Origin of the sequence: Croceibacterium atlanticum, from assembly GCF_001008165.2 — a bacterium.
Classification (GTDB): Bacteria; Pseudomonadota; Alphaproteobacteria; order Sphingomonadales; family Sphingomonadaceae; genus Croceibacterium_C; species Croceibacterium_C atlanticum.
Genome location: NZ_CP011452.2, coordinates 660051 through 672665 on the forward strand (window position 1 = coordinate 660051; position 12615 = coordinate 672665).

The following is a 12615-nucleotide window of genomic DNA, read 5'->3' on the forward strand; positions in this document are numbered from 1 at the left end:
GTCTGAGGGGGACGGCGGCAAAGCCGCACGCGGCATCCCTACTCGACATCCTCCACCTCAACCGTCTCGCCCGTCACCCGCTGCGCCAGGGCGGCGGCAATGAAATCATCTATCGCCCCGTCGAGAACGTCATCCGGGCTGGTGGAAGTGGTGCCCGTGCGAAGATCCTTCACCAGCTGGTAGGGCTGCAGCACATAGGAACGGATCTGGTGTCCCCAGCCAATCTCGGTCTTTTCCTGATACTCGCCGGCAGCCACAGCTTCGCGCTTGGCCAGTTCGGCTTCGTAAAGCCGTGCCTTCAGCATGCTCATCGCCGTGGCGCGGTTCTTGTGCTGGCTGCGGTCGTTCTGGCTTGCCACCACGATGCCGGTGGGTTGGTGCGTGATGCGGACGGCGGAATCCGTCGTGTTCACGTGCTGGCCCCCCGCCCCGCTGGCGCGATAGGTATCGATCTTCAGATCGCCTTCGTTGATCTCGATATCGATATCGTCATCGATCACCGGATAGACCCACACGCTGGAAAAGCTCGTATGGCGCCGGGCGGAACTGTCATAGGGGCTGATCCGCACCAGGCGGTGCACACCGCTTTCCGTCTTGGCATAGCCATAAGCATTTTCGCCCTTGATCAAGAGCGTGGCGGATTTGATGCCGGCCTGTTCGCCCGTCTGATATTCCACGGTTTCCACCTTGAAACCCCGGCGTTCGGCCCAGCGGGAATACATGCGCAGCAGCATTTCAGCCCAGTCCTGGCTTTCCGTGCCGCCAGCACCCGCGTGAATTTCCAGATAGGTGTCGTTGCTGTCGGCTTCGCCTGAAAGCAGCGCATGCACCTTGTCGGCATCGGCGCGAGCGCTCAGCCGTTCAAGCGAGGCAATGCCTTCTTCGACCACGGCATCGTCACCCTCGGCCTCGCCCAGTTCGACGAATTCGATCGCATCGCCCATTTCGCTTTCGATCTCGCGCACGGTGCCAATCGCGCTTTCAAGCCGCCGCCTTTCGCGCATGACCTGTTCCGCGCCCTTGGGATCATCCCACAGGGTCGGGTCTTCCACCCGCGCATTCAGCTCGTCCAGCCTGCGCAATGCGCGCTCCCAGTCGAGCGACTTGCGCACCAGCGCCAGCGCGGCTTCGATCCGGTCAATATGGGCCTGCCCTTCGGCACGCATGGCAAAATCTCCTTGGGAGCGGCCCCCTAGCGCAGGCCGCCGGAATCGGAAAGTGGTTCAGGGAACGGAGCCAATGGCCCCGGCTGCCGCATCAGGACTTCTTGAGCGCTTTCACCGCGTCGAGCGTCATCCTGACGTGATTGCGCCAATCCAGTTCGGAATGGACCATGGTGATCGTTCCGTCCGGCGCAATGACATAGGATGTCCGGTCGGACATGCCAGTGTCCTTGCCGTCCCGTTCGAATGCCACGTCATAGGCTTCGATCGTTCGGGAATCGGCCATGGCGACAGGGAAAGCATCGCGGCATTCCTCGGTCGAGAATTTCTTCAGCGTTTCCATGTCATCCGCCGAAAGGCCGACCACCTGCGCGCCGGCGGCCCTGAATTCGGGCATGGCTTCGGCAAAGGCCCGCGCCTCCAGCGTGCAGCCCTGGGTAAAGGCCTTGGGGAAGAAATAGAGCACGACCGGCCCCTTCTCCAGCGCTTTACCGAGAGTGAAGGTGAAGGTCTTGCCCGCCAGAGCCCCGCTGGTGGTGATGGCCGGCGCTTTCGCGCCCTTGGGCAGCGCGGCCATCAGGGGCGAAGTTACCAGAACGGCCGACATGGCCGCAGCGAGCGTGACTGCGCGTTTGATCATGCGCGAATAATGAACCTGCACGGCGGCAAAGTCCACACGCATGATCAATAGAGCCCGCCTTGCTCTTCCACGAAGTCCGCAGGCTCACGCTCCGCATTCGCGGCGGCGGCAGCGGCGGCTTCCCTCCGTCGCAATTGCGCCAGGACCAGTTCGCGCATTTCGTCGATCTCGTCCCTGCGGCCCTTGCGGGTCGGTTCCGTGTCCGGCTTGAACGCTTCCCAGATCACGCCGGCCAGTGGTTCCCCGCTGGGCCAGGCGTCGAACACGCGGCGGCCCGTCCGGCGGTCGATCCGCACCATCCGGACACCTTCAGGTGCCAGGAATGGCCGCTCGCTCCACTTGCTGCGCGTTTCCCTGACGAATTGCTTGAAGATCGGCGCCGCCAGGGTGCCGCCCTGGGCGTAACCACCCATGTTGCGGGGCCGGTCGAAGCCCATATAGACGCCTGCGACAATATCCGGCGATCCGCCGATGAACCAGACATTGGTGGGGCCGCTGGTCGTACCCGTCTTGCCGGCAAGCGGCATGCCGAGATCACGCAGCGCCACGGCAGTGCCACGCTGGACCACACCTTCCATCATATGCACTACCTGATAGGCCGTGCGGGGATCGAGTATCTGGTTCCCGCGTTCGGGCAGGCGCGGCATGGGGCGGCCGTCCCATTCATCCATATTGCAGCCGCTGCAATCGCGATCGTCGGCGCGCCAGATGACCTTGCCATTCCGGTCCTGCACATAGTCGATTACTGTCGGTTCATGTTTCAGGCCATGGTTGAACAGGCCGGAATAGGCCGCAACCATCTTTTCGACGGTGGTTTCCCCAGCGCCCAGCGCGAAAGCGGGAAAGGGATCATATTTGCCTATACCCGCGCGGTCGAATGTCTTGACCACATTCTCCATGCCCGAATCCATGGCGATATGGACAGTCATCAGGTTGCGCGACTGTTCCAGCCCCCAGCGCATCGTGTGTTCGCCGCCACCCTGGCCGCTGAAATTGCGGAAGCATTTCTCGCCCAGATTGGCGCCCTGATAATAGCAATAGGTCTTGTCCGGCACCATGGTCGCCGGGGTCATGCCGCTGTCCAGGCCCGTTGCATAAACGAATGGCTTGATGGTCGAACCGGGCTGGCGATTGGCCTGCGTCGCGCGGTTGAAACTGTCGAGCCGCGGATCGAATCCGCCCTGCATGGCAAGGATACGGCCGGTGTTTGGATCCTGGGCCAGGAAACCTCCGGATACTTCCGGCACGGTGCGCACGCGCCAGCCATTGCCGGAGGGCGATGCGGCGATCACGTCACCCACTTTCAGACGGTCCGGCAGGTTCGATAAGGGCGCTTCCTTGCCGTCCGAAAAGCCGATCTGCGCGGAATTTCCGTTCCGCTGCGTCACGACACCGATTTTCCAGTCCTGATAATTGATCGAGAGATAGGAACTGGCGAGCTGGCGCTTCAGATCGCCCTTGGACGGGTCGATCGTCGCCACGGGGCCGGTCCAGCCACGATTGCCGTGATAACGCATAAGCCCGGCCCGCAGCGAATTCTGCGCCGCGGTCTGCATATCAGTGTCGAGCGACGTCCGAACCCACAGGCCGCCGGCATAGACACTATCCGGCCCATCCTCGGCATTTTCGCCATAGCGGGACATGAGTTCCCGCCGCACTTCCTCGAGGAAATAGCCGGCATCGGCAGAGCGCGTTTCCGGTCGCTGGTCGACAATGCCGAGCGGTGCGGATTTCGCCTGCGCAGCCTCGGCCGCGGTGATGTGGCCATTATCCGCCATCTGATCGAGCACGAAATTGCGGCGTTGCAAGGCGAGATCGAAATGCTGCGACCGGCTGTAGGTTTCCGGCGCCTTCGGCAGAATCGCCAGATAGGCCATTTCCGGCAGGTTCAGATCACCCACATCCTTGTCGAAATAGGCGCGGGCCGCAGCTTGCACGCCAAAGCTGCGACGACCGAGCGGGATTTCGTTCAGATAGAGCGTTATGATCTCGCGCTTGCTCAGAACATCCTCGATGCGCCGGGCGAGCACCATTTCCTTCAGCTTGCGGGTCACGGAATATTCGTTCCCGACGAGGATGTTCTTTGCCACCTGCTGCGTGATGGTGGATCCACCCACGGCGCGTTCGCCCGTGCCCAGCTTGCTGGCGTAATCGATCACGGCACTGGCAAAACCGCCCAGGTCGATGCCGCCATGAGTCCAGAATGTCTTGTCCTCGGCCGAGGTGTAGGCATTGATCAGCTGGGTCGGCAAATCCTTGAACTGCAGCTGGACACGCCTTTCACGCGCATAGGAATGGACAATCTCGCCATCGATGCCCCGCACCATGGAAGGCAATGGCGGTTCGTAATCGAGCAGTGTTTCGGCATCCGGAAGATTCCGGGTCAGCACTGTCCAGCCCACGAAAAACGCGACGAGGACGGCAAGCACGGCGATGGAGAGCCAGCGAAACCAGCGCTTGTCGCTCCACGCCTCGCGCAGCCAGGCAAGGGCGCCGCTCGCTTCGCGGCGGATACGATAGCGGAAGCCTTCGGCAGTCTGATCTGTTTCGGACATTTCGCCGCCGCCCTTAGCACGCAGAAACTGACTAGCACCAGAACCAACGGCACCCGCCGTGGAGAAGCACGCGCTCCGTCAAACGCCGTTCTGGCGGGCGAAATAGATACGGATTGCCCGCGCCATCACATCGGCGAAACACGCCTGCCCTTCTGGTGATGCGAGCCGTTGCGCATCTTCGGGGTTGGTGACGAAACCCGATTCATAGAGGACCGATGGCACATCCGGGGCGCGCAGTACCACCAGCGAAGCGGATCGCTTTGGCTGGGGATGGAAGACCAGCTGCCCTTCCCCTTCCCGCAGGATCAAGGACGCAAATTCGGCGGATTTCTCCTGCGTGCGGCGCTGAGACAATTCCACCAGGATCGCGCTGACATCGTCGCTCCGGTCGGTCAGCAATTGTCCGTTGAGAAGGTCCGCGCTGTTTTCCCTCGCGGCATAGCGTTCGGCCGCCTGGCTCGATGCCTTGCCGGACAGAGTGTATACACTCGCCCCGCTGACGCCCGACAGCTCGCCCGCTGAATCCGCATGGATCGACAGGAACAGGTCAGCCCCCAGCTTGCGAGCGATTTCGGCCCTTTCATCAAGGACTAGGAACCGGTCCTCGTCCCGCGTCATGGCCACGCGAATGCCGCCTTCATCCAGCAATTGGTTCCGCAAGGCACGCGCCAGGCCCAGAACAATGGATTTTTCCTTGAAATCCGCGCCGCTGGCGCCGGGATCGTGCCCGCCATGGCCGGCATCGATCACCACCAGCGGGCGAGAGCTATCCTGCGGCCCCTGTATTGTCGGCAGGTCCACGGGCGCACCTGCTTCCGGCAATTCGATGCGGACGACATAGGCCCGCCCCAGATGCGGCAAGGGCAGCTTTAACCCCGCAGTAACCATACCCATGACAAGGATGATCGGCAGCAACACGGCCAAGGTAATATGAAAGCGAAGTGGCATCGCCTGCCCCGGTTAGCTTTCTGTTCGGCCGTGAACCAAGGGAAATTTACAGTGTCGCGCAATAAGGTTGCCGAGACTTGTCCCTGATGCTAGCAAATCGGCGTTCGGGTAATTGGGAACCCGACCCTTCCGGGCCTGCTTTCCGCAAACCCGGAACATGCATACAGGTTGATGCCGTAATGAGAAGCAAGAGCCAGACCGCCAATCCGCAACCAACGGGTTGCGCCACGGCGGCAAGTGCTCGCGCGCAGAGCGAAATCCTGCGCCTTCCCTTTGCGACAGACACATTCCGTACCGCCTGCAGCCCATATGCGTCAGGACGGAACAATCAGTTTTCGCGCTTTCACCGATCCCCGGTGACGCGCGGTGGAATTTCACACACAAATCGGCGCGCTTCGGACCATGGAACAACCATGGGCACCGCCCGCGCCCGGAGACTATTTAATGGCAACGCGCATGTTGATCGATGCGCGCCACCCGGAAGAAACGCGGGTGGCGGTGCTCAAGGGAAACAGGATTGAGGAGTTCGACTTTGAATCTGCCGAACACAAGCAGATCAAAGGCAATATATATCTCGCCAAGGTTACTCGTGTAGAACCCTCGCTGCAGGCGGCCTTCGTCGATTTCGGCGGCAACCGGCACGGTTTTCTCGCTTTCAGCGAAATTCATCCCGACTATTATCAGATCCCCCAGGAAGACCGAGAGGCTCTGCTGGCTGAGGAACAGGCCCATGCGGAAGAAGAAGCCGCATTGCGAGCCGCTGAGGAAGAGGATGAAGGCGCCGAAGGCTTCGATGAATCCGATGACGAGGATGGCGACGACGATGCCGGGGTCGAGGAAATCGACACCAGCGAAAAAGACGACGTAGCCACGATCGAGGATGGCCTTGTCGACAATGGCGAGGACGAGAATTCCGACGAGGACGGTGATGACAACCAGTCTTCCGGCGAAGACCAGTCACGCGGCCGCCGGGGGCGCCGGGGCCGTGGAAACCGCCAGGGTCGCGGCGGTGAACGCGCGCGCGCCAAGGAAATGGACGAGCTGCGCGCCAAGCGTCAGGCTCTTCGCCGTCGCTACAAGATCCAGGATGTCATCCAGCGCCGTCAGGTGCTGCTGGTGCAGGTCGTCAAGGAAGAGCGTGGCAACAAGGGTGCTGCCCTTACCACCTATCTGAGCCTGGCCGGCCGTTATTGCGTCCTGATGCCGAATTCGAGCCATGGCGGCGGCATCAGCCGCAAGATCAGCTCCGCCGGTGATCGCAAGCGCCTGAAGCAGATCGTCAACGAACTAAGCCTGCCGCGCTCCATGGGCCTGATCGTCCGCACCGCCGGGCTTCAGCGCACCAAGACAGAGATCAAGCGCGATTTCGACTATCTCGCCCGGTTGTGGGACGAGATACGCGAAGGCACCCTGTCGTCCAGTGCGCCAGCCATGATCCATTCCGATTCGGACCTGATCAAGCGCGCCATTCGCGACATATATAATCGCGAAATCGAAGAAGTGATCGTCGAAGGCGCAGAAGGCTACAAGGCGGCCAAGCAGTTCATGAAGCTGCTGATGCCCAGCCATGCACGGCGCGTGAAAGCCTATTCCGATCCGGTGCCATTGTTCCAGCGTTTCGGCGCGGAGGACCAGCTTTCGGCCATGTACGAACCTGTCGTGCAGCTGAAATCGGGCGGTTATCTGGTGATCAACCCGACGGAAGCGCTGGTTTCCATCGACATCAACTCCGGCCGTTCGACCAAGGAACACGGAATCGAACAGACCGCGCTGCACACCAATCTGGAAGCAGCGAAGGAGATCTCGCGCCAGCTGCGGCTGCGCGACATGGCCGGGCTGGTCGTGATCGACTTCATCGACATGGAGAACAATTCCAACGTCCGGAAAGTCGAGCGCGCGATGAAGGACGCGCTGAAGCACGACCGCGCCCGGATCCAGGTTGGCAGGATTTCCGGTTTCGGCCTGATGGAAATGAGCCGCCAGCGCCTGCGCACCGGCGTGCTGGAAGCCACGACGCGCGAATGTCCGCATTGCGATGGCACCGGCCTCGTCCGCACCGCCTCCAGCGCCGGGCTTTCAGCGCTGCGCCTGATCGAGGATGAAGCTGCCAAGGGCAAGGGAACCACGATCACCCTGTATGCTTCGACCGAAGCGGCTATTTATCTGCTGAATGCCAAGCGTGCCGACCTTGCCGAGATCGAGCATCGCTATGGCGTGACGGTGGAAGTCGTGCCTGAAGGTGAGGATGAAGGCGCGAAGATGCGCGTTACCAGTTCCGGCCCGCGTCCGACCGATACCCCTAAATTCGAGCCGATCGTCGATGAGGACGAGGATGAGGACGATATGTCCGAAAGCTCGGAGGATAATGACGAGGATCAGGACGGCGAGCCGCGCAAGAAGCGCCGGCGCCGGCGCCGTGGAGGCCGTGGCCGTAACAAGCAGCGCGGCGAAGATTCGCAGCAGGATGATGGTTCCGATTCCTCCTCGGATGATAGCGAGGAAGACGATCAGTCTGCGGATACGGACAGGGACGCTGAAGCGAAGGACGATGACGAAGGGGAAGCTCCCCGCAAGCGTCGCCGCCGTGGTGGTCGCCGCAGGCGCCGTCGGGATGAGGGCGAGGAAGTAAGCGAGGAAACTGCCGGCGAAGAGGATTCGAGCGAAACCTCCCAGTCGGACGAGGCGGAGCCGGAAGTTCCCGCGACTACCGAGGCCGTAAGCGAAGCGCCGACCGAAGCCCCGGCCGAGGCTGAAGCGCCGAGCGAGGAAGAAGCTCCGAAGCCCAAGCGCACACGTCGCAAGAAGAAGGCTGAGGAGGCTCCCGCCGCCGCCCCCGCCGCTGAAGTGAAGAGCGAAGAAGCGGTGGAAGAAGCCGAAGCGGAAGAAAAGCCCAAGCCCAAGCCGCGCACGCGCCGCAAGAAGGCCGTGGAACCGGCAGCCGAAACCGAAACCGCCAAACCGGATTCGGAAGAGGCGGAAGCCAAGCCCGCCAAGCCGAAGCGCACGCGCCGGAAAAAGGTCGAAGCCCCTGTGGAGGAAGCCACCGGCAATGCTCCGGAAGCTGCTCCTGCGCAGAACGCCGAAGCCGAGGCTGAAGCACCTGCCCCGGAAGGCGCCTCCACCGAAGAGAGCGCATCTTCCGAACCGCCGCGGCGCGGATGGTGGCAGCGGACTTTCGGCCAGTAAAACCTGCTCGTTAGGAAGACATACAATGCCGCAGGGAACAACGACCGGCGCCGATCAGGCGCCGGTTACCCTTATCATTCTCGCCGGACAGCGCTTTGGCGTGATGAACCCTCTCGCCAAACGGGCGGGAGTTTCACATAAATGCCTGGTGCCCATCTGTGGTAAACCACTGATTTCCTACGTTCTGGAAACCGCGACGCGGATCCCGGAAGTTTCCCGCATCCGCGTTTCGCTGGAACCGGATGCGCATGGGGACGTGCAGGATATTGTCGCGGATTTCGCCAATCGGGGCATCCCGATCGACCTCGTCGCGAACAAGCCGAATATCGTCGACAGCGTTGCCGACGCGGCAGGAGAAGGCGATGGCCCGTTCATCGTGACCACTGCGGACAATGTCCTCCTCACGCGGGAAGCGGTGGCTGAAGTCATCGCGGCAATGCAGGATGCAGATGCGGTCATCTGCCTCGCCGGCAAGGACCGCGTGCGGGCGGCCCATCCGGAAGGACAGCGCGGCTTCTACGAATTCAAGGATAATGGTTACGCCAACTGCAATCTCTATGGGCTGGCTAATCGCAAGGCCTTTACCGCGGCGGAGTTCTTCCGCGAAGGCGGCCAGTTCATGAAGAATCCGGGCCGTCTCGTTCGCGCTGTCGGCCTCGTCAATATCCTGCTCATGCGCTTCAAGCTGATCGGCATTCACGGCGCGATGCGCAGGCTGGGCAAGCGTTTCGGCCTTGCCGTGCACGCGGTGATATTTGAAGACGGCGCGCTTGCAATCGATGTCGATAATGAGCGGACCTACAATGTGTGCGAGGAATTGCTTCGCAAGCGCAAGCCTGACGAAATCGTGCCGAACAGCTGAAGAATCCAGTCAGACACCGGATCGGCGGGCGGAGCCCCATTCCATCCAGCCCGCCCAGCGCGGCATTTTCGGGAAATATTCCTGGCCGATCGGCTCTACGTCGAAGCCGGCTCCTCTGAAGGCAGAACCGATTTCGCGGGTCAGGTGGCAATTGCCCATCACCCGTTTCCAAACCGGCTCTATCCGTTTCTGCCACCTCGCCGGGCCGGGATCCGGTGCCTTGCCGTGTTCCAAAAACAGAAGCCTGCCGCCGGGCTTCAATATACGGCGCATTTCCGCCATCACCTGGCCCGGATCTTCCACCGAACATAATGTATAGGTGCAGACCACCGTATCGAAAGCGCCATCTTCGAACGGGATATTCTCGCCAAAACCGTGTCTTATATCGGCTTCCCAACCCTGCTCCCGGGCGCGGGCACGCGCGCCTTCCAGCAGGGATGCATTGGGATCGATGCCGGAGAAACCCGTCACCCGTTCCCTGTCGTAATGTATCTGGTTGAGTCCGCCGCCACAGCCAAGTTCAAACACTCTGCCTTCGGCGAGCGGGACGACCTTCGCGCGCAGTTCCGATACTTCTTCCTGGCCGCATGCCGAGGTAATCACCCGCGGCAGGATCTTTTCATCGTACCAGTTGCGAATACCCATGGCTGTCTCTCCCCCTCGTTTTTCGGCAGCTTATCCGAAATTTACGAATGGGGAACAGGCTTTCACCCCCGGCAGGCTTCGCGCAGGCGGGTCGCGATCCTGTTCATGTCCGACTTGATCTGCATCGCCAGATCTCCATCCGTCAGAGGCGCCCAGCGGGAAAATTGCGGCATGGACAGCCCGATCCGCAATGTTCCGCCCCATTCGCCATCTCTACGCACTGCCCGCACAGGCTGGCCAAGCCGCAAGCCGCCATCTGCCAGGTCGCTATGCAGCTTGCGCGCATCGTCGAATGTTCGCGCACAAGGTAATGAACTGACATCCAGCGTCGCCAGCGTACGCATTTCGATTGGATGTTCGCGCGCTTCCCCCGCTTCTTCCGGGGCATGCGGCTTTACCAGATCGAGGCCGAGCGGCCCGACTATCTCGGACTGCAACGCATCGTTGAATGCGCGAATGATCCGCCGCACTTGCGGGAAAGGCAGGCTTTGAAACCGTTCAAGCTCGAATACCGATGCTTCCAGCCGCAGCCACAGGCCGGGATTGTCTTCATCGGCAAGTGTTTCGCGCCCTGCCCAGCCTTCCGGCCATTCGGCGCGGCGAAAGATATCGACAAAGCCCGACGGCAATTGTGCCGCAGCCCGTTTCCACCGCGCTGGAAGCAGGGCAAAACCACTGAAAGGCGGGCCGCCCATGAATTTCGAGCCGGTCAGGAAGACAATCGCACCGCGCGAGAGATAGGCGTTGATCGCCTCTGTCGTGATCCGCGCCTGGCAGGCATCGACGACGAAGGAAATGCTGTCACCATAGCGAGCGATCAGATCGTCGATTTCTTTCAATTCGGGAAGGATCAGCCCGGTCTTCGATCCATGCACGACATGGATAAGGGCGTGGCGACCAAGCGACGCAGCCTGTGCCAGTTCCGCATCAACCGCGGCGGCGATATCCTGGCTGTCCCGTGCAAGCCCGCGGTCGCAGCGCACGGCAATGTCCGCCAGGCTGACCGGGCCGATTCCGCGCACCGGGACGCCAGATTCCGTCGCTATGCCGCGAGCTGTTTCGCCGGCGAAGAACCGGCCATGGGCAGAATGAATGCAACCGCTGCCCACTTCATCCGCGCCGAGCAGTACGTTATGGATCCCCTCGCCCGCCTTGCCGAGAACTGCGGCCAGCGCCACATATTCCAGATCCGTTCCTGACGGTGCGAAGACCACTTCGGTATCGCCGGGAATCGCATAAGCGGAACGAATGCGCGCCCTCAGCGATTCGAGCCGTTCGGCATAACTGCCCCGTTCGCCCTGCACGAGCTTTGCAACGTGATCGAATGCAGGTGCGGAAATGTCGTTCGCCGTCGAAGAGGCATAGGCGATCAGGTCGCGCGGATAGGGCGCGGACATGTAGCGATTGAGCCCGGTTTCCGGGTCAAGCGTGATGCGCGCATCCCCACCACTCGCCAGCAAGGCGATGGTTTCGCGTGCATTTTCGTCCAGCTCCAGGCTGCTCATACAATCAGAAAATGACACGACCCGAATAACGTCCATCCCGAATTTCCTTGGAACCCTGTTAGAGCGGAACTAAGGGCGCGACCATCTCAAAATGAAGGTTTTCCGCTTGTCCGATATCATCACCCCCCTCACCATTGACGATAAGACCCGCCAGGAAACCCGGATCATGTTCATTGCGAAACATGCTCTTTGGGGTGGAAGCCTGCACCCGGAAGACGGCAATCACGCCGTCTATCACCACGAAGTGCGTACTATCCTGGAAGGTCTGGGCCTTAACCTGACGCTGGCCAACAGCTTTGACGCGCTGTGGGAAAAGCCGGATGTCGATTTCGTCTTTCCCTTGCTCAACAGGGCCGGATTCTTCAATTCCGAAATGCTCGGTCCGCTGCTCTGCACGCGCCATGGCATTCCCTTTCTCGGCGCCAGCCCGATTCTGCGCGGCTTGTCGGACGACAAGCACCTGGCAAAACGTGCGGCAGTGGTTGCCGGTGTCCCCACCGCCCCCTGGGCGATCTATCGCCGCGGTGCGCCTGTTACGCCGGACAAGCATCCGAAGGCCGAACGCTATGTCATCAAGCCCAATGCCTCTTCCGCCAGTTGGGGTGTGCGCGACGCGACGGACTGGAACGGCATTCGCGAAGGCGTGGAACATATCCATGCCGAAGGTCATGATGCGATCGTAGAGCCCTTCATCGTCGGCAGCGACGTTGAAGTGCCGGTGATTACCAAGGGCGATCCGGTGATCATGCCCAAGATGATCTTCCGTCAGGCGGATCCGGCCCATCTGCGCACTTACTATGAAAAGCGCGATCTGGTGGACCGGAGCGCGAAATACTCGCTCGACGCCTATGAGGACGCCGCGATCTCCGAGAAGATTTCGGGCTACACCCGCAAATTGTGGGAAGAATATCGCCCCTTCGATTACGGCCGGTTCGAATTCCGCGTGAACGAGGAAACAGGTGAGGTGAACTTCCTCGAAGTCAATCTCAACTGCAATCTCTGGTCGGAGAAGGTCTTCGGGCGCGCCGCCCTGCTGGCGGGGATGACCCAGGAACAGCTTATCGAAACGATCCTGGCGGACAGTCTGCGCCGCAACGGGCTGATGGCCTGA

Annotated in this window: 9 protein-coding genes; 3 read left to right on the forward strand and 6 right to left on the reverse strand. The window is 61.2% G+C overall.

The genetic code is table 11. The features are described 5' to 3' along the window. Positions 1-38 precede the first annotated feature (38 nt). From prfB to WYH_RS03180, 4 genes are all read right to left on the reverse strand, one after another. Positions 39-1166, reverse strand: a complete 1128-nt coding sequence (gene prfB, locus WYH_RS03165; protein WP_046902683.1) for a peptide chain release factor 2 — start codon at positions 1164-1166, stop codon at positions 39-41. 91 nt (positions 1167-1257) lie between these two features. Further along, positions 1258-1845: a peroxiredoxin gene (locus tag WYH_RS03170; RefSeq protein WP_235979817.1), complete on the reverse strand. Its 588-nt coding sequence runs from the start codon at positions 1843-1845 to the stop codon at positions 1258-1260. Positions 1846-1847: 2 nt separating this feature from the next. Beyond that, positions 1848-4358, reverse strand: coding sequence for a penicillin-binding protein 1A (locus WYH_RS03175; protein WP_046902684.1), 2511 nt, complete (start codon positions 4356-4358; stop codon positions 1848-1850). Positions 4359-4436: 78 nt separating this feature from the next. After that, positions 4437-5306 (reverse strand): N-acetylmuramoyl-L-alanine amidase family protein, encoded by an 870-nt coding sequence (locus WYH_RS03180; RefSeq protein WP_046902685.1) that lies wholly within the window; start codon positions 5304-5306, stop codon positions 4437-4439. A gap of 444 nt (positions 5307-5750) precedes the next feature. Between WYH_RS03180 and WYH_RS03185 the strand changes: the two genes are divergently transcribed. Both WYH_RS03185 and WYH_RS03190 read left to right on the forward strand, forming a co-directional pair. Then, the gene (locus WYH_RS03185) at positions 5751-8492 is read left to right on the forward strand and encodes an Rne/Rng family ribonuclease (protein WP_046902686.1); all 2742 of its coding nucleotides are present in this window, start codon (positions 5751-5753) and stop codon (positions 8490-8492) included. A 25-nt stretch (positions 8493-8517) separates the two neighbouring features. Further along, entirely contained in the window at positions 8518-9354 is an 837-nt protein-coding gene (locus WYH_RS03190; RefSeq protein ID WP_046902687.1) for an NTP transferase domain-containing protein, read from the forward strand. A 9-nt stretch (positions 9355-9363) separates the two neighbouring features. On the opposite strand, the gene WYH_RS03195 is transcribed toward WYH_RS03190, so the two are convergent. Beyond that, on the reverse strand, positions 9364-9999 hold the full coding sequence (locus WYH_RS03195; RefSeq protein ID WP_046902688.1) for a class I SAM-dependent methyltransferase: 636 nt from the start codon (positions 9997-9999) through the stop codon (positions 9364-9366). Between the two features lie 62 nt (positions 10000-10061). Continuing rightward, the gene (locus WYH_RS03200) at positions 10062-11504 is read right to left on the reverse strand and encodes a PLP-dependent aminotransferase family protein (protein WP_046902689.1); all 1443 of its coding nucleotides are present in this window, start codon (positions 11502-11504) and stop codon (positions 10062-10064) included. A gap of 91 nt (positions 11505-11595) precedes the next feature. Between WYH_RS03200 and WYH_RS03205 the strand changes: the two genes are divergently transcribed. After that, a complete protein-coding gene (locus WYH_RS03205; protein ID WP_082347783.1) occupies positions 11596-12615 on the forward strand; it encodes a D-alanine--D-alanine ligase family protein in 1020 nt (339 codons plus the stop codon).

What these genes read in the sequence shown, in the direction of transcription:
- prfB (WP_046902683.1), bottom strand. Translation starts at nt 1,166, where the DNA reads ATGCGTGCCGAAGGGCAGGCCCATATTGACCGGATCGAAGCCGCGCTG.
- WYH_RS03170 (WP_235979817.1), bottom strand. Translation starts at nt 1,845, where the DNA reads ATGCGTGTGGACTTTGCCGCCGTGCAGGTTCATTATTCGCGCATGATC.
- WYH_RS03175 (WP_046902684.1), bottom strand. Translation starts at nt 4,358, where the DNA reads ATGTCCGAAACAGATCAGACTGCCGAAGGCTTCCGCTATCGTATCCGC.
- WYH_RS03180 (WP_046902685.1), bottom strand. Translation starts at nt 5,306, where the DNA reads ATGCCACTTCGCTTTCATATTACCTTGGCCGTGTTGCTGCCGATCATC.
- WYH_RS03185 (WP_046902686.1), top strand. Translation starts at nt 5,751, where the DNA reads ATGGCAACGCGCATGTTGATCGATGCGCGCCACCCGGAAGAAACGCGG.
- WYH_RS03190 (WP_046902687.1), top strand. Translation starts at nt 8,518, where the DNA reads ATGCCGCAGGGAACAACGACCGGCGCCGATCAGGCGCCGGTTACCCTT.
- WYH_RS03195 (WP_046902688.1), bottom strand. Translation starts at nt 9,999, where the DNA reads ATGGGTATTCGCAACTGGTACGATGAAAAGATCCTGCCGCGGGTGATT.
- WYH_RS03200 (WP_046902689.1), bottom strand. Translation starts at nt 11,504, where the DNA reads ATGAGCAGCCTGGAGCTGGACGAAAATGCACGCGAAACCATCGCCTTG.
- WYH_RS03205 (WP_082347783.1), top strand. Translation starts at nt 11,596, where the DNA reads ATGAAGGTTTTCCGCTTGTCCGATATCATCACCCCCCTCACCATTGAC.